This is a genomic window from Herbaspirillum sp. RV1423 (genome assembly GCF_000577615.1).
GTDB lineage: Bacteria > Pseudomonadota > Gammaproteobacteria > Burkholderiales > Burkholderiaceae_D > Herbaspirillum.
In genome coordinates this window covers 1-22086 of record NZ_CBXX010000032.1, presented here as the reverse complement: position 1 = coordinate 22086, position 22086 = coordinate 1, and the positions used below count along the sequence as shown (strand labels likewise).

Genomic DNA, 22086 nt, shown 5'->3' with positions numbered 1-22086 from the left:
AAAATAAAGGGCGCCGGGTAAACCCGTGCGCCCTTCATTATGCCTTCAATTGATGCTGCAGAATTTCCTGATGCTTTCCTTATGCCTTGACGGCAGGTTCGGCATTGCGCAGACGGATGTGCAATTCGCGCAGTTGCTTCTCGTCGACCGCCGACGGCGCTTGCGTCAGCAGGCACTGGGCGCGCTGGGTCTTGGGGAAAGCGATGACGTCGCGGATCGACTCGGCGCCGGCCATCATGGTGACCAGGCGATCGAGGCCGAAGGCGATGCCGCCGTGCGGAGGCGCGCCGTATTGCAGCGCGTCCAGCAGGAAGCCGAACTTCAGGCGGGCTTCTTCATCGTCGATCTTCAGCGCGCGGAACACCTTGCTCTGCACATCGGCGCGGTGGATACGCACCGAACCGCCGCCCAGTTCCCAGCCGTTGAGCACCATGTCGTAGGCCTTGGCGATTGCCGCGCCCGGATTGGTCGAGATGAAGTCTTCGTGGCCATCCTTGGGCGAGGTGAACGGGTGATGCAGGGCGACCCAGCGCTGGTTGTCTTCGTCGTATTCGAACATCGGGAAGTCGACCACCCAGAGCGGACGCCAGGCGTCGTCGAACAGGCCGTTCTTCTTGCCGAAGTCGCTGTGGCCGATCTTCACGCGCAGCGCGCCGATGGCGTCGTTGACGACCTTGGCCTTGTCGGCGCCGAAGAAAATCAGGTCGCCGTCCTGCGCGCCGGTCTTCTCGACGATCGCGGCCAGGGCGGCGTCATGGAGGTTCTTGACGATCGGCGATTGCAGGCCGTCGCGGCCCTTGGCCTTTTCGTTGACCTTGATGTAAGCCAGGCCCTTGGCACCGTAGATGGCGACGAACTGGGTGTAGGCGTCGATTTCGGAACGCGGCATTTCGGCGCCGCCCGGCACGCGCAGGCCGACCACGCGGCCGCCTTCGCTGTTGGCCGCTCCCGAGAACACCTTGAACTCGACATCCTTCATGACGTCGGTCAGTTCGGTGAATTCCAGTTTCACGCGCATGTCCGGCTTGTCGGAGCCGTACATGCCCATCGCGGTGGCGAAGTCCATCACCGGGAACGGGTTCGGCAGGTCGATGTCGAGCGTATTCTTGAATACCAGACGGATCATGCCCTCAAACAGGTCGCGGATCTCCTGCTCGTTGAGGAAGGAAGTTTCGCAGTCGATCTGGGTGAATTCAGGCTGACGGTCGGCGCGCAGGTCTTCGTCGCGGAAGCACTTGGTGATCTGATAGTAGCGGTCGAAGTTGGCGACCATCAGCAACTGCTTGAACAGTTGCGGCGATTGCGGCAGCGCGAAGAATTCGCCGGCGTTCACGCGCGACGGCACCAGGTAGTCGCGCGCGCCTTCCGGCGTCGACTTGGTCAGCATCGGCGTTTCGATGTCGATAAAGCCTTGCGCGTCGAGGAACTTGCGCACTTCCATCGCCACCTTGTAGCGCAGGCGCAGGTTGTTTTGCATTTGCGGACGGCGCAGGTCGAGCACGCGGTGCGTCAGGCGGGTGGTTTCCGACAGGTTGTCGTCGTCCAACTGGAACGGCGGCGTGACCGACGGGTTCAGCACTTCCAGTTCGTGCGCCAGCACTTCGATCTTGCCCGAAGTCAGGTTGGCGTTGGTGGTGCCTTCAGGACGGCTGCGCACGACGCCGGTGATGCGCAGGCAGAATTCGTTGCGCACGGCTTCGGCGTTCTTGAACACCTCCGCGCGGTCCGGATCGCAGACGACCTGCACCAGGCCTTCGCGATCGCGCAGGTCGATGAAGATCACGCCGCCGTGGTCGCGGCGACGATGCACCCAGCCGCACAGGCTGACGGTTTGGCCGAGCAGTGCCTCAGTGGTGAGGCCGCAGTATTGAGTTCGCATGGACATATTCAGGTTCCGGTTACAGTTTCGTTTGATTCAGTTCGTTGAGATTGTTTGATGCTGGCAAGGCGAAGGCGGGGCAGAACAGCGCGGAAACCGGTAACGGCCGGCGCGCTGGACGCCCCTTCAATTATGGGCGGCCGGGCCGGGATTGGTGATGATCTTCTTGTCGGCCTGCATTTCCGGCGCCACCACGCCCATCGAGACGATGTACTTGAGCGCTTCGTCCACGCTCATGTTCAGCTCGATGGTGTCGGCGCGCGGCACCATCAGGAAAAATCCCGAGGTCGGGTTCGGCGTGGTCGGCACATACAGGCTGACGTAATCGCCTTGCAGGTGGTTCTTCACCTCGCCGCCGGGAATGCCGGTGAGGAACGCGATCGTCCACGAACCCTGGCGCGGATACTGCACCAGCACGGCCTTGCGGAACGCGTTGCCGGACGACGAAAACAGCGTGTCGGACACTTGCTTGACGCTGGAATAGATCGACTTGACCACCGGGATGCGGGTCAACAGGCCTTCCCACAATGTCACCACCTGGCGGCCGATGAAGTTGCGCGTGGCCAGCCCGGTGATGAAGATGATCAGCAGCGTGAGGATGGTGCCCAGGCCGGGGATATGGAAGCCGACCAGCGCTTCCGGCCGCCATCTTTCCGGCAGCAGGAGCAGCGACTGATCCATGGTGCCGATGATCAGGTTGAGCACCCACAGCGTAATCGCCAGTGGGACCAGGATCAGCAGGCCGGTGATGAAATATTTGCGCATGGTGTCAGGTTTCGCTTACGACGCGCTGGGCGTGCTCGGTGCGGCGGGGGCGGATGCCGCAGCCGGCGTGGCGGCCGGCGCACTTGCGGCGGCGGTTGAAGCAGCAGGCGCCGCCGTGCTCGTGTCGGATGACGCAGGCGCTTCGGTCGCAGGCAGCGCGGTGCCGGTGGCGCCGGTGCTGTTGGCAACACCGCTGCCGTTGCCGCGGAAATCGGTCACATACCATCCGGAACCCTTGAGCTGGAAGCCGGCGGCGGTCAATTGTTTTTTGAAGCTGTCCTTGTGGCAGGATGGGCAAACGGTCAACGCGTCGTCAGACATCTTTTGCAGCACATCCTTGGCAAAACCACATGCTTCGCAGCGATACGCGTAAATTGGCATGAAATACTCCGCAAAAATCGTCCAAAACCCTGAATTATAAAGGTTTTTCAGGCATTTTTACGAGTCCGCTGCAAGTCAGGCCTGTCAAGGCCGGACAGGCGGCCGCGGCACGATGCCGAACAGCAATAAATCCGGCGATTATTTATCAGGAAACCAAGAAAACGTCATTTTCAGCGTGATTGTTCCAGGGTCTGCAAGAAACTGTTGCGCCACCAGTGCACGTCGAATTCGCGAATCTTCGCCAGCAAGGCAGTGTGGCGCTCCTTGCGTTCCTCCAGCGGCATCTGCAAGGCCTGCTGGATGGCCTGGGCGGTGCCGGGCGTGTCGTAAGGATTGACCAGCAAGGCTTCCGTCATCTGCTCGGCGGCGCCGGCAAACCGCGACAGCACCAGCACGCCCGGGTCCGCCTCGTCCTGGGCGGCGACGAATTCCTTGGCGACCAGGTTCATGCCGTCGCGCAAGGGCGTCACCAACGCCACCGCGCAGGCGCGGTACAAACCCGGCAGGCGCTTGCGCGCGATGGTGCGATGAATGTAGCGGATCGGCATCCAGTCGAAATCGCCATAGTCGCCGTTGATGGCGCCGCACAGGCTTTCCAGCTCACGCTGGATGTCGGCGTAGGCGTCGACATCTTCGCGGCTGGGCGAGGCCACCTGCAGCAGCGTCGCGCTATGGCGGTTTTCCGGGTATTGCAGCAGCAATTCGCGAAAGGCGCGGATGCGGTGCGGCAGACCCTTGGAATAATCGAGGCGATCGACGCCGATCAGCAGGCGTCGCCGTGAATATTCCTTGCGCGTGCTCTCGAAGGTTTCGCGCGCTTCGCGGGCGCGGCCGAGGCGCTGGAAGTCGCTGACATCGATGCCGATCGGGAACGCCTTGGCCTGCACCGTGCTGTTAAAAGCGCGGAACTGGCTGACGCCCACCGTTTCCGCCGTCGCCTCGGCCTTGACATAGTGCGAGAAGTGCAGCAGGTCGGCCTCGGTCTGGAAGCCCACAAGATCGTAGGCGAACAATGCGCGCATCAGCCATTCGTGCGAGGGGATCGCCACCAGGATCTGCGGCGGCGGCAAGGGAATGTGCAGGAAGAAACCGATGCGGTTGCCGCAACCCATGGCGCGCAATTCGGCGGCCAGCGGAATCAGGTGGTAATCGTGGATCCAGATCAGGTCGTCGGGTTTCAGCAGCGGCATCAGCTTGCGCGCGAACAACTGGTTGACGCGGCGATAGCCGCCCAGATGGCCCGATTCGAAATGCGCCAGGTCGAGCCGATAGTGGAACACCGGCCACAACACGCCGTTAGCGTAGCCGCGGTAATAGGCATCGTGGTCTTCGGCGCACAGGTCGAGCTCGGCCAGCGTGACGGAACCGGCCTGAGTGACATTCAAGGCGCCTTCGCCCGGCGTGCCGTCTTCGACGACCTTGCCGCTCCAGCCGAACCAGACGCCGCCGGTGCGCTTGAGGGTCTCGCCCAACGCCACCGCCAATCCCCCGGCCGCAGGTTTGCGCGGGTCGGCGAGACGATTTGAAACTACGACCAGGCGGGACATGATGGGATTCCTTTGTCATGTAATGAAAAAACCACAGAATTTGCTCGCGATCGATAACCAGAGGTCGTCAGCCGATGGCGGCCGGAACGGAAGAACCTGAATGCACTTTAGTACATGAGGATTCCGCGCATCGCCCAAGGACTGGCAATTCGCAGATCACGGTCTCGCAATAAGATCCTGAGTACATTCATCAGATCACGGTCTCCCATGACGCCGACAACCGCATCGCGCAATTGATGATGCCGACCATCGAATAGGTCTGCGGAAAATTGCCCCACATCTGGCCGGTGACCGGATGCGTGTCTTCGGACAACAGCCCGACGTGGTTGCGCGCGGCCAGCATGGCCTCGAAAATCTCGCGCGCCTGTTCCTTGCGGCCGATGCGCGCGAGCGCATCGATGCGCCAGAAGGTGCAGATGTTGAAGGCGGTTTCGGGACGGCCGAAATCGTCGGGCGCTTCGTAGCGGCGCATGTAGGGGCCGTCGCACAAATGCTTTTCCAAGGCGTCGACGGTGGCGATGAAGCGCTTGTCGGTCGGCGCGATCAGGCCAACTTCCACCATCAGCAAAACGCTGGCGTCAAGGTCGCGGCCGCCGAAACTTTCAGCGTAAGTCTGACGCTCTTCGTTCCACGCTTCGGTCAGGATGCGTCGGCCGATCATGGCGGCGCGCTCGCTCCAGTAGACGGCGCGTTCGCCGAGTTCGAGCCGCGCGGCGATCTTGGCGAGGCGGTCGCATGCCGCCCAGCTCATCAGCGCCGATGAAGTGTGGATGCGCGAACGCGTGCGCAACTCCCACATGCCGGCGTCGGGCTGGTCGTACATGTCGAAGGCGCGCTCACCGACTGCTTCCAGATGCTTGAACTGTTCGATGCCGGCGCGATGATGCAGACGCACATCGTGGAAGGCCTGCGCCGCGCCGAGCACGATGTTGCCGTAGACGTCGTGCTGGAAATGCTCGTAAGCCTGATTGCCCACGCGCACCGGCGCATGGTGGCGATAGCCGGGCAAGTGGGCGATGATCTGCTCCGGCAGCGCTTCTTCGAGGCCGATGCCATACAGCGGCTGCACATGGCCGCCGGCCGAACGCACCACCACGTTGGTGAGCCAGCGCAAATAGTCTTCCATGGTGCCGAGTTCGGACAGGCTGTTCAACGCGCGCACCACGAAGAAGGCGTCGCGCAGCCAGCAGTAGCGATAGTCCCAGTTGCGCGCGCTGCCCGGCGCCTCCGGCACGCTGGTGGTCATGGCGGCGATGATGGCGCCGGTGTCTTCGTATACCGACAGCTTGAGCGTGATGGCCGCGCGGATCACGGCCGCCTGCCACTCCAGCGGCGTCGCCAGGCTGCGGCTCCAGTTGCGCCAGTAAGTGATGGTTTCCTGCTCGAAGCTGCGCGCGGTGTCGCCGATGCCGCCGGTCAGCGTTTCGTCGGGGCCCAGCAAAAAATTCAACGGACGGCTGATGACGAATGCGGTCTCGTCGAGCAGATAGCTGATCGGCGCGTCGGTGTTGAGGCGCAAGGTCAGTTCCGAACCGACGTAGCGCACATGATTGCTGCCGCGCGTGATCTCCGGCATTTCGCGGCCCCAGTCGAAGCGCGGCCGCAACAGCACGCGCAATCGCGGCGCGCCGTTGAGCGGCGACACGCGGCGCACCAGCGTCAGCGGCCGGAAGAAGCGCCCGCGGCTCGGAAAGCGCGGCGCCAGATCGGTGATCTCGACGCCCTGCCCGAGCGTGTCGTACAGACGGGTTTTCAGCACGGCGGTGTTCGACTCGTACCACTGTTCGCTGTGCGAAAAATTCTCCAGCTCGAAACTCCACAGGCTGCCGCTCTCGCTCGGATCGAGCAAGGCATTGAAGACCGGATCGCCGTCGAAGCGCGGCAGGCAGCACCAGACGATGCGGCCGAGTTTGTCGATCAGCGCGCTGTAGGAACAGTTGCCGATCACGCCGAGGTCGAGCGATGAAGTGGAAGGTCGAGCGCCGTCGTTGCTGGTGCCGGTGGAGGTGTCGTTGCTGGGGGTATCGATGGATGACGTGCTCATGCTGCCTTTCCTCTCTTTCCTCTTTTTGTTGTCGCCGGACCGAACGTTCGCGGCATCGGCTAGCCGGCGCCGCGCGCCGCTTGTTCCAGCCATTGATGCAGGGCCGCGGGATTGTCCAGACGCATCAACGCCTGGCTGGGACCATTGCCTATCTTGATGCCGAGTCCGCCGACGCTGGCCGATTGCACCCAGGCAAAGCCTGCTTCATCGGTGACATCGTCGCCGGCGAATACCGGACGGCGACCGGCGAACGGCGCTTCGCGCATGAAGGAAGCGATCGCCTCGCCTTTGCTGGCCAGCGCGGCCTTGGCTTCCACCACCATCTTGCCGCGCAGGACGCTGAAACCCGGTATGAACGTGACGGCATGGTCCATCGCTTCGATGCAAGCCTGCTCCAGATGCGGCGCCTGCCGGTAATGCAATGCCAGTGCGCCGCGCTTGGGTTCCAGCAGCAGACCGGCATGGCGCGCCACCATCGGCCCCAGACGCTCCATCAGGCAATCGGTGTCGGGCGCCGGCAACCGGATCATGCGGCCCGTGGCGTCGCGGCGCTCGAGGCCATGCACGCCTGCCGCCGGCAATCGCAGCGGCGCCAGGTAATGGTCGAGATGGTCCAGCGGACGGCCGCTGACGACTGCCAACGCGCCATCCGCCGCTTCTTGCAGTTGCCGCAGCATTGCAATCAGATCCGGCGCCAACACCACGCCGTCGGGCCGCGAAGCCAGGTTCACCAGCGTGCCGTCGAAGTCCAGAAACAATGCGTCAGCGGCAAAGTCATATTTACGATTTTGCAGAGGCATGCACGGTGAGGTCGATTTAATACTGATTAGTTCCAATTGCCTTTTCGGCAATTAAATGTGTTTTTGGCAAAAAAGAGGCGCTCGCCGGCCTGGGATCGCGGAAAAATCCCGAAGGAGAAAAACCCGCCGCTCGCGCGATCCGCCGAATGCGAACCGCGCCAGGGCAAATGGAATGGAAGAACCTGGAGGAATGAAGAAAGCCGGATCAGTTGCCCGGACCGTCGGCGCTCAACGCCACCGTTTGCGAAATCGGCGCGACCAGTTGCGGCATCAGCGAGCCGACCACCATGCCGCCGATGCTCACCAGCAAGCCGACCAGTTGTGGCGGCCACAAGCCTTCCGGCGCGGTGTATTCCAATGTGATCCATGAAATCAGGCCAAGGATCATCGCGGCCAAAGCGCCCTGGCGCGTCGCGCGCTTCCAGTACACGCCGAACGCCAGCGGCACGAAGGCCGCGACCAGCGTCACCTTATAGGCATTTTCGACCATCTGGTAAATGCTCGACTGGCTGTTCAATGCCAGCGAAGTGACCGCCACCGTGAAGAGCAGCACCACCACGCGCATCGAGAACAGGAATTCCTTATCGTTCTTCCACGGGCGGATTTCCTTGATGACGTTTTCGGTGAACGTCACCGACGGCGCCAGCAGGGTCGCGCTGGCGCAGCTCTTGATCGCCGACAGCAACGCGCCGAAGAACATGACCTGCGCGAACACCGGCATTTTTTCCATGATCAGCGTCGGCAGCACCAGTTGCGAATCGGTTTCCAGCAGTCGGGACACCATCGCCGGATCGATCAGCGTGGCCGAATAGGCCAGGAAGATGGGGATGAACACGAAGAAGAAATAGATCACCCCGCCCAGCACCGAAGCATTGCGCGCGACGTTTTCATTCTTCGACGACATCACGCGCTGGAATACATCCTGCTGCGGAATCGAGCCGAGCATCATGGTGATCCAGGCGGCAAAGAACCACAGCACCTCCTTGGGCGTGGGCGAAGGCCAGAAGTTGAATTTGCCGGCATCGGCCGCATGCTGGATCACGACGCCTGGACCGCCGACCATGCCGGACACTTCCCAGCCGATGTACAGCATGCCGACCACCACGATGATCATCTGCAGGAAGTCGGTGATCGCCACCGCCCACATGCCGCCCATCAGCGTATACACCAGCACGCTGGCAGCGCCGATGATCATGCCCCAGTGCATCGGGATATAGTCGCCCGAAACGACGTTGAACACCAGGCCCAGCGCCTTGATCTGCGCGGCCACCCAACCGAGATAGGAAATCACGATGCAAATCGTCACCAGCATTTCGGCGGCGCGGCCGAAACGTTTCTTGTAGTAATCGCCGATGGTCAGCAGGTTCATGCGATATAGCGGCTTGGCGAAGAACACGCCGACCAGGATCAGGCACAGCGAAGAACCAAAGGGATCGGCGACGATGCCGCCCAGACCTTCCTTGAGGAAAGTCGACGACACGCCCAGCACCGCTTCGGAACCGAACCAGGTCGCAAACACCGTCGCCGTCACCACCGACATCGGCAGCGCGCGTCCGGCCACGGCGTAGTCCTTCGAGCTCTTGACGAACTTGGTTGCGTACAGGCCGATGCCGACGGAAATCACCCAATAAAGTATGACGAACCAGATCAGGGCATTCATGCATTTTCCTTGCGCAAAAAGGGCGGGAAGAAATAAGGGCGACTATCGAAAACGCGCATTATAGCGGCATTACAGGCCGGTTTTATCGCCTTGACAGGGGTTCGTCAGCAAATTTCGCGCCATCGGAAGAAAACCCAAAAACCGGCGCCTGCTGAAGACAAGGGCCGATGCGTGGCGTTGAATCCCGGCAAGCTGAAAACTCGCGCTTGCGAGATCAGTTCGTAACGGAAATGACGCCGGGAGGAAATTGTTGCACGGCCGTCGCTTTGCCGTGGCGATCGACCCACCGATAATGCAAAGGCGCGGTCTGTCCCTTGCGCAGCGGATTGCGCGTGCAGTATCGGGCGTAGGCGGGGTCGACGTAGCGGTAAGGGAGATGTTCGTCGCGTCCGGTCGGGATACCAAGTCGCGTGGTCTCAATGAGCGCCTCCGGCAATTCGCCCACATCGTCGACAAAAAATTCATCAGGATCGAACGAGCGCGCATCCCAGTCAGGTACGCGCAACGCCAAGGCCCGGCACAGCAAGGTTTGCCCCGCGCATAGCCGGTGCAACGGCCGTATGGCGCCCTGCATGTCGGGGTTTTCCGCCTGCATCGCCGCCAGCGCGGCGGGACCGGCGATCGCATCGATCCAGGGATATGCCGATTTGATCAGGACCGCGTTGCCCGGACCGGCCGCGCTGATGTTGAGCGAATCGCCGCCACGCGCGTAATACATGTAGATGGTGCCGCCTTCCATGAATAGCGCGCGTCGTTTATGAGTGTAGCCAAGCGATGCATGGCTGCCGCGCTCGTCGAGACGATAGGCTTCGGTCTCAATGATGCGGGCCGACAGCCACCGGCCTTTCCAGCGCCGGCGCAATACCTTGCCTATCAGGGCGCGCGCCAGCGCAGGACTATCCTGATCAAAAAAAGCGTTGTCCAGTAGATTGAAGCGGCGCCTGTCGGGCGAACTTTTGCGCGTATTGTCTTGCATCGAGGTCAACACCGTTCTCGCTTTCTTCGGTCAAATCTGCAGACCGGCGCTTCAGCGCCGACGATTCATCGAATGGCAACGGGGCGAGTCCTTTTCAGAAACTCGCCCCGTTGGCGCGCATGATCTTGCCTGACGTCGTCAGTCGGCGACGGATTCCAGTGCAAACAGATCGGCCGGATTTTCACGCTTGCGGATCAAGTGCGCCTGGTCGCCGTCCACCAGCACCTCGGCGGCGCGGCCGCGGGAATTGTAGTTGGAAGCCATGGTCATGCCGTAGGCGCCGGCCGACATCAACGCCAGCAGGTCGCCGGGTGCGATTGCCAGCGCGCGGTTGCGCGCCAGCCAGTCGCCGGATTCGCACACCGGACCGACAATGTCGTAGGTCTGTGCAGCGTCCTGGCGTTGCTCGACCACTTGCACGCCATGCCATGCTTCATACAGCGCCGGACGCATCAGATCGTTCATGGCGGCGTCGACCACGGCGAAATTCTTGGTTTCGCCATGCTTCAGATATTGCACCTCGGTCACCAGCACGCCGGCGTTGCCGACGATGGAGCGGCCCGGCTCGAACATGACCGTGATCGCGCGGCCGGCGTATTTTTCCTTGCGCCAGGCGTCGATGCGGGCGAACAGGCGGCCCAGGTAGTCGCCGACCGCGACCGGCTTTTCCTCATCGTAGGTGATGCCGATGCCGCCGCCGATGTCGAGGTGGTGGATATGGATGTTTTCGGCTTCGAGCCGGTCGACCAGTTCGATCACCTTGTCCAGCGCTTCCAGCAAGGGCGCATCGTCCAGCAGTTGCGAACCAATATGGCAATCGATGCCGACCACTTCGATGTTCGGCAAGGCGGCGGCATCGCGGTAGCAGGCCAGCGCGTCTTCGTAGGCGACGCCAAACTTGTTTTCCTTGAGGCCGGTGGAAATATACGGATGGGTCTTGGCGTCGACGTTCGGGTTGACGCGCAGCGAGATGCGCGCGCGCTTGCCGGCTTCGCCTGCGACTTCATTGAGGCGATGCACTTCGGGAATCGACTCGACGTTGAAGCACAGGATGTCGTGTTCCAGCGCCAGGCGCATTTCGTTGCGGCCCTTGCCGACGCCCGAAAAAATCACCTTGTGCGGATCGCCGCCGGCGGCAACCACACGCAGCAGTTCGCCGCCCGAGACGATGTCGAAACCGGAACCGAGTTTACCCAGCAGGTTCAGCACCGCCAGGTTGGAATTGGATTTGACCGAATAGCAGATCAGCGCGCCGCCGTTGCCCGCATTCTCGGTACGCCCGGCTTTCTTGCAGGCATCGGCGTAGGCGGAATAGTTGGCGGTCAGCGCTGCTTTGGAATAGACATACAAAGGCGAACCGAACTGCCTGACCAACGCGGTCAGCGGCAGGTTTTCGGCATGCAGCACGCCATCGCGGTAAGAAAAGTGAGACATAAAGAGGAGAACGGCAAAAAAATTATTTGGAGTTATCGGTCGCGGGAGCGGTACTGTTGTCGGTTGCATCGGGTGCATTCGCCGGTATCGCAGGCCTGCTCATGTTTTCCGCCGGGGCGGTCTTGACGCGCTCCGGCGGCGGCTTGCCGAGATAGAGCGGGCCTTTCTGGCCGCAACCGGCCAGCAATGCGACCAGCAAAACGGCGCCCGTCAACGGCGAGACGACAGCAAAATGAAATGGAGACTTCACGATAGAATCACAGGTTTACATCAATGTCTCGGAGTGTAGCATGACAGAATCAGAATTCCTGGCCCTCGCGGACTCCGCGCTGAACGCGATCGAGGCCGCGCTGGAACAGGCCACCGACGACACTGACCTGGACGTGGAATGCAGCCGTAGCGGCAACGTCCTGGAAATCGAATGCGTCGACAACGGCACCAAGATCATCGTCAACAGCCAGGCGCCGATGCAGGAACTGTGGCTGGCGGCCAAGTCGGGCGGTTTCCATTACAAGTACGACGGCGCCCGATGGCTCAGCACGCGCGACGGTTCCGAGTTGTACGCCACCTTGTCGGCCGCCGTCAGCGAGCAGGCCGGCGTGGCGGTGACGCTGAGCGCGCCATAAGGCTTCAGGCGTCATCAGCCCACGACTTGGCGGCTGCGATCGCGCGCCGCCAGCCGCGCACCAGCATCTCCACCTGTTCGCCTTTCAGGGCCGGCTTGAAAGCGGCGTCCTGCCGCCACTGCCGGCGCATCTCATCCTGATCCGACCAATAACCCACCGCGAGCCCCGCCAGATAAGCTGCGCCCAGTGCAGTGGTTTCCGTCACTTGCGGACGGATCACCTCGACGCCGAGGATGTCGGCCTGGAACTGCATCAGCAGATCGTTGGCGGTAGCGCCTCCATCCACCCGCAACTGGGCAATGTCGAGGCCGGCGTCAGCCTGCATCGCCTGCAGCACGTCCATGGTCTGATAGGCGATGCTGTCGAGCGCCGCACGCGCCAGATGCGCAGACGTGGTGCCGCGCGTAATACCGAACATGGCGCCGCGCGCGTGCGGATTCCAATGCGGCGCGCCCAAGCCCGCGAAAGCCGGCACAAGATACACGCCGTCGCTGTCCGGCACGCTACGCGCCAGCGCTTCGATATCGTGCGAATGACGAATGATGCCAAGACCGTCGCGCAGCCATTGCACGACCGCTCCGCCTATGAAAATGCTGCCTTCCAGCGCGTACTGCACCTGGCCGTCGACTTGCCAGGCGATCGTGGTCAGCAAATTGTTTTGGGAGACAATGGGCGTCACGCCGGTATTCATCACCATGAAACAGCCGGTGCCGTAGGTATTCTTGACCATACCCGGCTCCGTGCACATCTGCCCGAACAGCGCCGCGTGCTGGTCGCCGGCGATACCGGCGATGGGGATCTTCGACGCAAATACGGTGGTCTTGGTGTGGCCGTAGATTTCGCTCGACTGGCGCACCTGCGGCAGCAGGCTGCGCGGGATATCCAGCAACGCCAACAGTTCATCGTCCCACTCCAGCGTATGGATATTGAACAGCATGGTGCGCGACGCGTTGCTGACGTCCGTGACATGCAATTCGCCGCGCGTGAAATTCCAGATCAGCCAACTGTCGACGGTGCCGAAAGCCAGCTTCCCGGCGTTGGCCTGTTCACGCGCCCCCGGCACGTTGTCGAGTATCCAGCGGACTTTGGTGCCGGAAAAATAGGAGTCCACCAGCAGGCCGGTTTTGGCGCGTATGGTTTCCTGATGGCCTGCGCTTTTCAGCGTGTCGCAAAACGCCGCGGTGCGGCGGTCTTGCCAGACGATCGCGTTATACAGCGGACGGCCGCTGCCGCGATCCCAGACGATTGTGGTTTCACGTTGATTGGTGATGCCGATGGCCGCGATCGATGCGCCGTTCAGGCCGGCTCTGGTGACGGCTTCGGCGGCAATGCCGGCCTGGGTAGACCAGATTTCCTGCGGGTCGTGCTCAACCCAGCCGGGATGGGGATAGATCTGCCGGAATTCCTTCTGCGCCGTGCTGATGATATGGCCGGCGCGATCGAACAGGATCGCGCGTGAACTGGTGGTGCCCTGATCGAGCGCCAGAATGTATTGTTCAGACATGTCGTCCTCCGTTGGCTCGCTGGCCGGATATATTTTTGATGTCACTCTGTCAATTTACTTCCTGACGGAAACTCTATGAAAAAATTCTGTCATTTCCTCAACAGCAGCCCACGTTGCATACGCGACGTGGCTTATACTCTCGCATCTTGTCATATTTACTGTCATTCTGGATTCCATGCGCAGCAAGACCACGCGACCCCATTATTCGCAACTTCATCAACGCCAGCGCGGTTTATCGAAATTTCAGTTGATTGCCGCCATTGCCGTCCTCGCCGTGATCGCCATCGTCGCAGCGCCACGTCTGATCAATGCCGTGAACCATGCGCACAGCCCGCAAATCGTTACGGCCGAGCAAGACCTCGGCGACCTGGAAAAAGGCCTGCAACTCTACAAACAGGACAACGGCCGCTATCCCAGCAATGAACAGGGCCTGCTGGCGCTGATCATCAAGCCGGTCCGGGCGCCGGTGCCCAAGGACTGGAAAACCGGCGGCTATCTCGACCGTCTGCCGCACGATCCCTGGGGCAACGCCTACCAGTACCGCGTGTCGGAAGACGGCGGCAGCTTCGAGGTGTTCTCCTTCGGCGCCAACGGCCCGGACGACGGCGACGACAACCCCGGGGTGATTCGCGCCAAACATTGATTGCTGCGCCGACATAAAAAAACCACGGAGATCTCCGTGGTTTTTTTATTGCAGATGGAACGTCGGGCACAGGCTTAATCGTGCCCGGACTCGTCCAACTTTTTCTTTACTTCGCGTTGCGCCGATTGCCGCAACGCCGATGTCGTTTTGCGATGCGGTCCGGCGACGCGCTGCTTGGCGGCAACGGCGACGGGGTTGCGCGGCCTGGCGATTTTCTGTGAAGGCTCGATGCGGAAGCTCAGCTTCTGTCTCGTTCCCAACGTCTTGTTCGCCATGGCTGCCGCCCCCCTTGCAACGCGCAATTAAAGCACATAGCGCGACAGGTCTTCATTGACCGCCAGTTCGCGCAGACGCTCGTTGACATAGGCCGCATCGATGGCGATGGTTTGCTCGCCGCCTTCGCCGGCCGAGAACGAAATCTCTTCCAGCAATTTTTCCATCACGGTGTAGAGCCGGCGTGCGCCGATGTTCTCGGTCTTCTCATTGACCGAATAGGCGATCTCGGCCAACTGCTGGATGCCGCTGTCGGCGAACTCGACCTTGACGCCTTCGGTGGCGAGCAAGGCTTCGTACTGCCTGGTCAGGCAAGCGTCGGTACCGGTCAGGATGCGCTTGAAGTCGTCGATCGACAGCGAATCGAGTTCGACGCGGATCGGGAAGCGGCCCTGCAATTCCGGAATCAGGTCGGACGGCTTGGCCAGATGAAAAGCGCCGGACGCGATGAACAGGATGTGATCGGTCTTGATCATGCCGTACTTGGTGTTCACGGTGGTGCCTTCGACCAGCGGCAGCAGGTCGCGCTGCACGCCGGCGCGCGAGACGTCGGCGGCGCCTTGCGAGCGCGTGGCGATCTTGTCGATTTCATCGAGGAACACGATGCCGTTCTGCTCGACGTTGGCGATCGCCTTCTGCTTCAGCTCTTCTTCGTTAACCAGCTTGGCGGCCTCTTCTTCGATCAGGAATTTCATGGCTTCCTTGATCTTGATCTTGCGCGTCTTCTTGCGGTTGTTGCCGAGACCGGAAAACATCGTCTTGATCTGCTCGGTCATTTCTTCCATGCCGGGCGGCGCCATGATTTCCATCTGCGGCGACACGTCGGTCAACTCGATCTCGATTTCGCGATCGTCGAGCGCGCCTTCGCGCAGACGCTTGCGGAAGGTCTGGCGCGTATTGCTGCCTTTTTCCTCGCCGCCCTCGGCCGCAACAGCCTTGCTGCCGTCCGGCGTAAAACCGAAATCGCGCGCAGGCGGCAGCAGGATGTCGAGCACGCGGTCTTCGGCGGCGTCTTCGGCGCGCGCACGCACCTTGCGTACTTCACCTTCGCGCGTTTGCTTGATGCCGATGTCGATCAGGTCGCGGATGATGGTGTCGACGTCGCGGCCGACATAGCCGACTTCGGTGAACTTGGTCGCTTCGATCTTGATGAACGGGGCGTCGGCCAGCTTGGCCAGACGACGTGCGATCTCGGTTTTGCCGACGCCGGTGGGGCCGATCATCAGGATGTTCTTGGGCGTGATTTCGTGGCGCAGCGGCTCGACGACCTGCTGGCGGCGCCAGCGGTTGCGCAGCGCAATGGCGACGGCGCGCTTGGCGCGGCCCTGGCCGACGACGTGTTTGTCGAGTTCGGAGACGATCTCTTTGGGAGTCATGTTCATTGTGATGTTCTTTGCAATGCGTCGGAAAATTCCCGACTTAATCCAGCGTTTCGATGATGTGATTCAGATTGGTGTAGATGCAGAGTTCACCTGCGATCACCAGCGATTTCTTGACAATGTCGGCCGGCGCCAGATCGGTGTTTTCTTGCAGCGCCTTGGCGGCCGATTGGGCGAAGTTGCCGCCCGATCCGATCGCGCCGATGCCGTCGGTGGGCTCCAGCACGTCGCCGTTGCCGGTGATCACCAGCGTGGTGTCGCGGTCGGCCGCCAGCAGCATCGCTTCGAGGCGACGCAACATGCGGTCGGTGCGCCATTCCTTGGCCAGCTCGACCGAGGCGCGCATGAGGTTGCCCTGATGCTTTTCCAGTTTCGATTCGAACAGGTCGAGCAGCGTAAACGCATCCGCCGTGCCGCCGGCGAAACCGACCAGGACCTTGCCGTTGTAGAGCTTGCGCACCTTGCGCGCGGTGCCCTTCATGACGACGTTGCCGAGCGTCACTTGTCCATCGCCGCCGAGCGCCACGGTGTTGCCGCGCCGGACCGAGAGGATGGTTGTGCCGTGAAATTGTTCCATGCTAATGCCTCAAATGTGGGGTTCTGCCGAATTGCTTCCTGCTTGTTCTGATGAAATGGGGACAGCCGAGCCGATTGCAAGGAGACGGCAAGTTGCGCGGAATGTCCGTGCAGAAGCATTATTTTACGCCGCTGCGCGCAGGGAGCTCGTGCAGGGGAAAGAGGAGAAGCCGGCAGATGACAATCTGTCTACTCTGGAAGGAAGCGGGGGACGGAACAGGCAATGCAAAAACGCCGTCGTTCCGGCGAACACATCAGGGCCCCAGTGTCGTACCGCACGACATATCGAAGGCGGTTACGACGCTGGGTCCTGACTTTCGTCAGGACGACGGCGATTCTTATACGGACAACGTCATCAGGCTGGCGTTTCCGCCCGCGGCCGTCGTGTTGACGCATAGCGCGCGCTCGGCCACCAGCCGCCACAGTGCAACCGGAGAGTCTTCCGCCGTCGGCACCAACGGCACCAGCGCGCCATCGCGGGCTGCCAGCGTGCTGCGCCATTGCGCTATCACCAACGCATCGACCAACGCCAGATGCAAGTCCTGCACGGCAACATCGCTGCTGACTTCGATCGCCTGCCGCGCGACCGCCGGCAAGCCGGCCGGGATCAGCTTGCTTTGCGCCGCCGGCACCACGGCCGTGTTGCCGGTGGCCAGCACGGCGGCAATCTGATTGAGCAGCGCCGCCACATCGGCCGCCGCGCACAGCACCTTGCCGCGCGGCGTAAACGACAGCGTGTTGCGCTCGCCGGTCGGCCCCGGCAGCGTCAGCGTCCTGTACAGCAGGCTTTCCTGCACATAGGTCTCGCCCAATTGCGCCAGCCGCGCATGGCCGTGGGTGGCGGCCCACTCCAGCAGTGCTTTCAGCGGCTCGGGAGCGGCCGGCTTGCCGGCAGGGAACAGGGCAACTTCGGGATGACGCTGCAAGCGCTTCAGGTACAACGGACCGCCAGCCTTGGGGCCGGTGCCGGACTTGCCCTCGCCGCCGAACGGCTGCACGCCGACTACCGCGCCGACGATGTTGCGGTTGACGTAAATATTACCGACATGGGCGCGGCCGGCGACGAAATCGATGGTTTCGTCGATGCGCGAATGCACGCCCAGCGTCAGGCCGTAGCCGCTGGCGTTGATGGCGTCGACCAGTTGCGGCAACTGGTCGCGGCGATAGCGCAGCACATGCAGGACCGGACCGAACACCTCGCGCTTGAGCTGCGCGATGGAGTCGATTTCAATCACCGTCGGCGCGACGAAGGTGCCGTGTGCATGGCGTTCGTCGAGCGGCAGTTGATATACCTTGCCGCCCTTTTTCATCTGTTCGATGTGCGTCAGCAATTGCGTGCGCGCCTCCATATCGATGACCGGGCCGATGTCGGTGGCCAGACAATCCGGCCGGCCGATGCGCAGTTCCTGCATCGCGCCCTTCAGCATGGTCATGGTCTTGTCGGCAATGTCTTCCTGCAGGCACAGCACGCGCAACGCCGAGCAGCGCTGGCCGGCGCTGTCGAAGGCGGAACTCAGTACATCTTGCACCACTTGCTCGGGCAAGGCGCTGGAGTCGACGATCAGTGCATTCTGGCCGCCGGTTTCGGCGATAAACGGAATGTCGCCGTGTTCATCCTTGGCGTGCTTTGCCAGCGTGCGCGCAGCCAGAGTTCGATTAATCAGTTGCGCGACTTCGGTCGACCCGGTGAAAATCACGCCCTTGACGCGCGCGTCGCCGGTCAACGTCGCACCGACGGTCTCGCCGCGGCCCGGCAGGAATTGCACGGCAGCGCGCGGCACGCCGGCTTCATGCAGCAATTGCACGGCGCGATGTGCAATCAGCGGCGTTTGCTCCGCCGGCTTGGCCAGTACGACATTGCCTGCGGCCAGCGAAGCGCTGACCTCGCCGATGAAAATCGCCAGCGGGAAATTCCACGGACTGATGCACACGACCGGCCCCAACGCCAGCGTATTGCCGTCATGGCGCGATTGCGTTGCGTAGTAACGCAGGAAGTCGACCGCTTCGCGCACTTCGGCAATCGCGTTGGGCAGCGACTTGCCGGCTTCGCGCACAGCCAGGGCCATCAGTTCGGCCTGATGGGTTTCGAACAGGTCGGCGGCGCGTTCCAGCATCTGCGCACGGTCGCCGGACGACACCGCCTGCCATTGCGCCGCGACATCGGCAGCGGCGCACAAGGCGTTTTCAACGTCGTCGCGCGTGGCTTCGATGACCTGGCCGACGACATCGCGGCGATCGGCCGGATTAGTGATCTGCTGCGTCTCCCCGATCGACGTCGAACCGTCATGCAGCAATGGCGCGGCTTGCCATTGCCGCGTGGCCAACTGCGCAAACTCGCGGTCGAGCGAGCGCAGATTGTCTTCGTTGCTGAGGTCGATGCCGGCCGAATTCTTGCGCTCTGCACCGTACAGATTGCGCGGCAGGGCAATCTGCGGATGCGGATCGCCGCCCGACTTTTGCACAGCGGAGATGGGATCGGTAATCAATGTGTCGATGGCGACTTGCTCATCGACGATCTGGTTGACGAAGGACGAGTTGGCGCCGTTCTCCAGCAGGCGGCGCACCAGGTAAGCCAGCAGCGTCTGGTGCGATCCGACCGGGGCGTAAATACGGCAAGCCTTGCCGAGCTGGTCGGCGCCGACTACCTGGTCGTACAGGGTTTCGCCCATGCCGTGCAGGCACTGGAACTCGTAATCGTCGATCTTATGCTGCTGCGCCCAGGTATAGATCGCCGACAAGGTATGCGCGTTGTGCGTGGCGAATTGCGGGTAGATGGCATCGGTCGAGGCCAGCAGTTTTTGCGCGCAGGTCAGGTAAGACAGATCGGTATGGACCTTGCGCGTATAAACCGGATAACCGGACAGGCCGTCGACCTGGGCGCGCTTGATTTCGCTGTCCCAGTAGGCGCCCTTGACCAGGCGCACCATCAGCTTGCGGCCGCTGCGGCGCGCCAGGTCGGCGAGGTAGTCGATCACGAAGGGGCAGCGCTTCTGGTAAGCCTGCACCACGAAACCGATGCCTTCGAAACCGTCAAGGTCGCGGTCGAAGGCCAGCGTCTCCATCAGGTCCAGCGACAGTTCGAGACGGTCGGCCTCTTCGGCGTCGATGTTGAGGCCGATGTTGTAGGACTTGGCCAGCATCAGCAATTGCTTCAAACGCGGCAGCAGTTCGCTCATCACGCGCGCATGCTGGGCGCGCGAATAGCGCGGGTGCAGCGCCGACAGCTTGACCGAAATGCCGGGACCGTTCTTGATGCCGCGGCCGTTGGAAGCGCGGCCGATGGCGTGGATGGCGTCTTCATACGATTTGTAATAGAAGGCGGCGTCGTGTTCGGTCAGCGCCGCTTCCCCGAGCATGTCGTAGGAATAGCGATAGCCGCGCTTTTCATTGTCGCGGCTGTTGTCGAGTGCTTCGGCAATGGTCTGGCCGGTGACGAACTGGTTGCCCAGCATGCGCATGGCAAGGTCCACGCCTTTGCGGATCAGCGGCTCGCCGCCCTTGTTGATCAGGCGCGTCAATGCTGAAGCCAGGCCGCTTTCGCTGCTGGTGCCGACCAGCTTGCCGGTGATCAGCAGCCCCCAGGTGGCGGCGTTGACGAACAGCGACGGCGATTCGCCGAGATGCTTGCGCCAGTCGCCCTTGCTGATCTTGTCGGCGATCAGGCGGTCGGCGGTCTGATGATCAGGAATGCGCAGCAATGCTTCGGCCAGGCACATCAGCGCCACGCCCTCTTCCGACGACAACGAGAATTCATGCATCAGCGCGTCGACGCCGGATGAGCGAGTGCGCTTGGTGCGCACCGCCTGCACCAGCTTGCGCGCCAGTTTTTGCGTGGCCTCGGTCCATGTCGCATTGCTCTGCACCTGGGCCAGCAACCATTGCACGGCAGTACGTTCGTCGCGTCGATAGACGGCCGTGATCGCGGCGCGCAGAGGCGTCGGTTCGGCCATGACTTCGTGATGGAAAGCGGTGAAGGCTGGAGAAAAAACGAAAGGGTCGGAGGCGCTGTTCATGTTGGTTTGTCTCGGAAAGAATCGGCAAAACACAGTTTTTGCCTGCTGCGATTCTATGCGTGATTAACCAATATTAATTCTGCATTTACTACAAATATTGCGAATTTAATTTAACAAATATTTATTTTGCAGAATTAAATTCAATGGCGTATGGATTACCGGAACCAAGAACGACACTCGCTCCATGCACGGGGCGAGTGTCGTTTATACGTCGTTTGCGGTGGCGACGGAATGCTTAATTGCCCAGGAACAATTGCAGGATGATGCCGGTGCCGATGGCGACCAGCACGTAGTCGCCGCCGGTCTGCACCCAGTGATAGCCGCGCGGAGGAGCGCTCAGGTGATGGTCGCGCCAGTTGTCGACGACGTATTGGCGATTGCGGTATTCCGGCGGCAGACGGTCGCCGCGATGGAAAGCTTGATTGGGACCGGCGCCGCGCTCGTCGCGATGCCCTGGAGGCCCGCGGCGGTCATCACGATGATCGTCACGTCGGTCAGGTGGCCCGCGGTGGTCAGGCGGGCCGCGACCCTCGTCATGGCCGTGGCGCGGACGGTCGTCGTCGCGACCGTATTGCTGAGCGTGGACAACGGGCAAAGCACCGAGGCCGAGCGTCAGGGCGAGAACCGAGGAGACAATGGATTTCTTATTCATGGAGAGCTCCTTGCGATAAAGATAAGACTGAAACCCGCCGCACCGTGCCTGGATGTCATATTGACGCTCAGGCGTTCCCTGTGCTGCGAGGCCATACTGTCGATCCCTTAACAGGTCGCATGGTTCCTTAAAGGATGTATCTGAATGCTATATTCGGCAGAATACACGCCTCCCGTCCTTCCTTACCCCTCGCCCAGATAAGCCGCCTTGACGCGCGGATCATTAAGCATCTCCCTGGCATTGCCGGTCATGGTGATCAAGCCCGACTCCATCACATAGCCGCGATGCGCCGCCTCCAGCGCCAGCTTGGCGTTCTGCTCCACCAACAGGATCGTGATCCCCTGCGCCGACACCGTGCGGATCACCTCGAAGATCTTCTCCACCATGATCGGCGACAAACCCATCGACGGTTCATCCAGCAACAGCAGCTTCGGGTGGCTCATCAGGGCCCGCGCCATCGCCAGCATCTGCTGCTCCCCGCCCGACAGGGTCCCCGCCATCTGGCTGGCACGCTCCTTCAACCGCGGAAACACCGTGAACCAGTGTTCGATGTCTTGCTGGATCTGCGCCTTGTCGTCGCTGGTGTAGGCCCCCATGAGCAGGTTTTCATGAATGCTCATGCGCGTAAAGACGCCCCGCCCTTCCGGCACCATCGCCAGCTTTTGCTGCACCAGGTGGAACGAGCTCTGCCCCTTCAGGGCCTGGCCCAGGTAGCTGATGTGGCCTTGCACCTTGCAGTTGGGCAAGGTGCCGGTGATGGCTTTCAGGGTGGTGGTCTTGCCCGCGCCATTGGCACCGATCAGGGTCACCAGTTCGCCTTCGTTGACTTCCAGGCTCGCGCCCTTGACCGCCTGGATGCCGCCATAGGCCACGCTGAGGTCGTCGATTTTTAAGATGTTCGTTGTCATGGTGGTTTCTTGAACTCGCTTCATCA

At 61.6% G+C, this 22086-nt stretch carries 19 protein-coding genes; 2 read left to right on the top strand and 17 right to left on the bottom strand.

Annotation, left to right across the window (positions count from 1 at the left end):
* Window positions 1-79: 79 nt before the first annotated feature.
* From aspS to RV1423_RS21570, 10 genes are all read right to left on the bottom strand, one after another.
* Entirely contained in the window at window positions 80-1885 is a 1806-nt protein-coding gene (gene aspS / locus RV1423_RS21615) for an aspartate--tRNA ligase (protein ID WP_034301246.1), read from the bottom strand.
* A gap of 120 nt (window positions 1886-2005) precedes the next feature.
* Entirely contained in the window at window positions 2006-2644 is a 639-nt protein-coding gene (locus RV1423_RS21610) for a DUF502 domain-containing protein (RefSeq protein WP_034301244.1), read from the bottom strand.
* A 15-nt stretch (window positions 2645-2659) separates the two neighbouring features.
* On the bottom strand, window positions 2660-3025 hold the full coding sequence (locus RV1423_RS29255) for an FmdB family zinc ribbon protein (RefSeq protein ID WP_081768942.1): 366 nt from the start codon (window positions 3023-3025) through the stop codon (window positions 2660-2662).
* Window positions 3026-3195: 170 nt separating this feature from the next.
* Complete coding sequence (gene otsA, locus RV1423_RS21600) at window positions 3196-4572, bottom strand: alpha,alpha-trehalose-phosphate synthase (UDP-forming) (RefSeq protein WP_034301239.1); 1377 nt, start codon at window positions 4570-4572, stop codon at window positions 3196-3198.
* Window positions 4573-4762: 190 nt separating this feature from the next.
* Entirely contained in the window at window positions 4763-6616 is a 1854-nt protein-coding gene (locus RV1423_RS21595; RefSeq protein WP_034301238.1) for a glycoside hydrolase family 15 protein, read from the bottom strand.
* 59 nt (window positions 6617-6675) lie between these two features.
* Window positions 6676-7416: a trehalose-phosphatase gene (otsB, locus tag RV1423_RS21590; RefSeq protein ID WP_034301236.1), complete on the bottom strand. Its 741-nt coding sequence runs from the start codon at window positions 7414-7416 to the stop codon at window positions 6676-6678.
* Between the two features lie 205 nt (window positions 7417-7621).
* Window positions 7622-9076: a sodium:solute symporter family protein gene (locus RV1423_RS21585; RefSeq protein ID WP_034301234.1), complete on the bottom strand. Its 1455-nt coding sequence runs from the start codon at window positions 9074-9076 to the stop codon at window positions 7622-7624.
* 214 nt (window positions 9077-9290) lie between these two features.
* Window positions 9291-10052: a DNA-3-methyladenine glycosylase gene (locus tag RV1423_RS21580; RefSeq protein ID WP_034301313.1), complete on the bottom strand. Its 762-nt coding sequence runs from the start codon at window positions 10050-10052 to the stop codon at window positions 9291-9293.
* Window positions 10053-10190: 138 nt separating this feature from the next.
* Entirely contained in the window at window positions 10191-11486 is a 1296-nt protein-coding gene (gene lysA / locus RV1423_RS21575; protein WP_034301232.1) for a diaminopimelate decarboxylase, read from the bottom strand.
* A gap of 22 nt (window positions 11487-11508) precedes the next feature.
* The gene (locus tag RV1423_RS21570) at window positions 11509-11736 is read right to left on the bottom strand and encodes a lipoprotein (protein WP_155835209.1); all 228 of its coding nucleotides are present in this window, start codon (window positions 11734-11736) and stop codon (window positions 11509-11511) included.
* A 40-nt stretch (window positions 11737-11776) separates the two neighbouring features.
* Here RV1423_RS21570 and cyaY point away from each other — a divergent pair, with 40 nt between their 5' ends.
* Complete coding sequence (gene cyaY / locus RV1423_RS21565) at window positions 11777-12112, top strand: iron donor protein CyaY (protein ID WP_034301227.1); 336 nt, start codon at window positions 11777-11779, stop codon at window positions 12110-12112.
* 4 nt (window positions 12113-12116) lie between these two features.
* On the opposite strand, the gene glpK is transcribed toward cyaY, so the two are convergent.
* Window positions 12117-13616: a glycerol kinase GlpK gene (glpK, locus tag RV1423_RS21560; RefSeq protein WP_034301225.1), complete on the bottom strand. Its 1500-nt coding sequence runs from the start codon at window positions 13614-13616 to the stop codon at window positions 12117-12119.
* A 175-nt stretch (window positions 13617-13791) separates the two neighbouring features.
* Here glpK and gspG point away from each other — a divergent pair, with 175 nt between their 5' ends.
* Window positions 13792-14259 (top strand): type II secretion system major pseudopilin GspG, encoded by a 468-nt coding sequence (gspG, locus tag RV1423_RS21555; protein WP_034301223.1) that lies wholly within the window; start codon window positions 13792-13794, stop codon window positions 14257-14259.
* A gap of 74 nt (window positions 14260-14333) precedes the next feature.
* Here gspG and RV1423_RS21550 read toward each other — a convergent pair whose 3' ends face one another.
* The 6 genes from RV1423_RS21550 to RV1423_RS21525 form a co-directional block, all read right to left on the bottom strand.
* Window positions 14334-14534, bottom strand: a complete 201-nt coding sequence (locus RV1423_RS21550) for a hypothetical protein (RefSeq protein WP_034301221.1) — start codon at window positions 14532-14534, stop codon at window positions 14334-14336.
* Between the two features lie 27 nt (window positions 14535-14561).
* Entirely contained in the window at window positions 14562-15914 is a 1353-nt protein-coding gene (gene hslU / locus RV1423_RS21545) for an ATP-dependent protease ATPase subunit HslU (protein ID WP_034301219.1), read from the bottom strand.
* A 37-nt stretch (window positions 15915-15951) separates the two neighbouring features.
* Window positions 15952-16488: an ATP-dependent protease subunit HslV gene (gene hslV / locus RV1423_RS21540; protein WP_034301216.1), complete on the bottom strand. Its 537-nt coding sequence runs from the start codon at window positions 16486-16488 to the stop codon at window positions 15952-15954.
* A 337-nt stretch (window positions 16489-16825) separates the two neighbouring features.
* Window positions 16826-20500, bottom strand: a complete 3675-nt coding sequence (gene putA / locus RV1423_RS21535; protein ID WP_034301213.1) for a trifunctional transcriptional regulator/proline dehydrogenase/L-glutamate gamma-semialdehyde dehydrogenase — start codon at window positions 20498-20500, stop codon at window positions 16826-16828.
* A 235-nt stretch (window positions 20501-20735) separates the two neighbouring features.
* Window positions 20736-21152: an RcnB family protein gene (locus tag RV1423_RS29250; protein ID WP_081768940.1), complete on the bottom strand. Its 417-nt coding sequence runs from the start codon at window positions 21150-21152 to the stop codon at window positions 20736-20738.
* A gap of 182 nt (window positions 21153-21334) precedes the next feature.
* Window positions 21335-22060 carry an ABC transporter ATP-binding protein gene (locus tag RV1423_RS21525; RefSeq protein ID WP_034298506.1) on the bottom strand — a complete coding sequence of 242 codons (726 nt, stop codon included), beginning with the start codon at window positions 22058-22060 and terminating at the stop codon, window positions 21335-21337.
* Window positions 22061-22086 lie beyond the last annotated feature (26 nt).

Excerpts from the sequence above, each read along its gene's own strand:
- RV1423_RS29255 (WP_081768942.1), bottom strand. The coding sequence starts at position 3,025 with ATGCCAATTTACGCGTATCGCTGCGAAGCATGTGGTTTTGCCAAGGAT.
- RV1423_RS21595 (WP_034301238.1), bottom strand. The coding sequence starts at position 6,616 with ATGAGCACGTCATCCATCGATACCCCCAGCAACGACACCTCCACCGGC.
- RV1423_RS21525 (WP_034298506.1), bottom strand. The coding sequence starts at position 22,060 with ATGACAACGAACATCTTAAAAATCGACGACCTCAGCGTGGCCTATGGC.
- hslU (WP_034301219.1), bottom strand. The coding sequence starts at position 15,914 with ATGAACATGACTCCCAAAGAGATCGTCTCCGAACTCGACAAACACGTC.
- cyaY (WP_034301227.1), top strand. The coding sequence starts at position 11,777 with ATGACAGAATCAGAATTCCTGGCCCTCGCGGACTCCGCGCTGAACGCG.
- putA (WP_034301213.1), bottom strand. The coding sequence starts at position 20,500 with ATGAACAGCGCCTCCGACCCTTTCGTTTTTTCTCCAGCCTTCACCGCT.
- RV1423_RS21585 (WP_034301234.1), bottom strand. The coding sequence starts at position 9,076 with ATGAATGCCCTGATCTGGTTCGTCATACTTTATTGGGTGATTTCCGTC.
- otsA (WP_034301239.1), bottom strand. The coding sequence starts at position 4,572 with ATGTCCCGCCTGGTCGTAGTTTCAAATCGTCTCGCCGACCCGCGCAAA.
- glpK (WP_034301225.1), bottom strand. The coding sequence starts at position 13,616 with ATGTCTGAACAATACATTCTGGCGCTCGATCAGGGCACCACCAGTTCA.
- aspS (WP_034301246.1), bottom strand. The coding sequence starts at position 1,885 with ATGTCCATGCGAACTCAATACTGCGGCCTCACCACTGAGGCACTGCTC.
- otsB (WP_034301236.1), bottom strand. The coding sequence starts at position 7,416 with ATGCCTCTGCAAAATCGTAAATATGACTTTGCCGCTGACGCATTGTTT.
- RV1423_RS21550 (WP_034301221.1), bottom strand. The coding sequence starts at position 14,534 with ATGGCGAACAAGACGTTGGGAACGAGACAGAAGCTGAGCTTCCGCATC.
- hslV (WP_034301216.1), bottom strand. The coding sequence starts at position 16,488 with ATGGAACAATTTCACGGCACAACCATCCTCTCGGTCCGGCGCGGCAAC.
- RV1423_RS21610 (WP_034301244.1), bottom strand. The coding sequence starts at position 2,644 with ATGCGCAAATATTTCATCACCGGCCTGCTGATCCTGGTCCCACTGGCG.
- gspG (WP_034301223.1), top strand. The coding sequence starts at position 13,792 with ATGCGCAGCAAGACCACGCGACCCCATTATTCGCAACTTCATCAACGC.
- lysA (WP_034301232.1), bottom strand. The coding sequence starts at position 11,486 with ATGTCTCACTTTTCTTACCGCGATGGCGTGCTGCATGCCGAAAACCTG.
- RV1423_RS21580 (WP_034301313.1), bottom strand. The coding sequence starts at position 10,052 with ATGCAAGACAATACGCGCAAAAGTTCGCCCGACAGGCGCCGCTTCAAT.
- RV1423_RS29250 (WP_081768940.1), bottom strand. The coding sequence starts at position 21,152 with ATGAATAAGAAATCCATTGTCTCCTCGGTTCTCGCCCTGACGCTCGGC.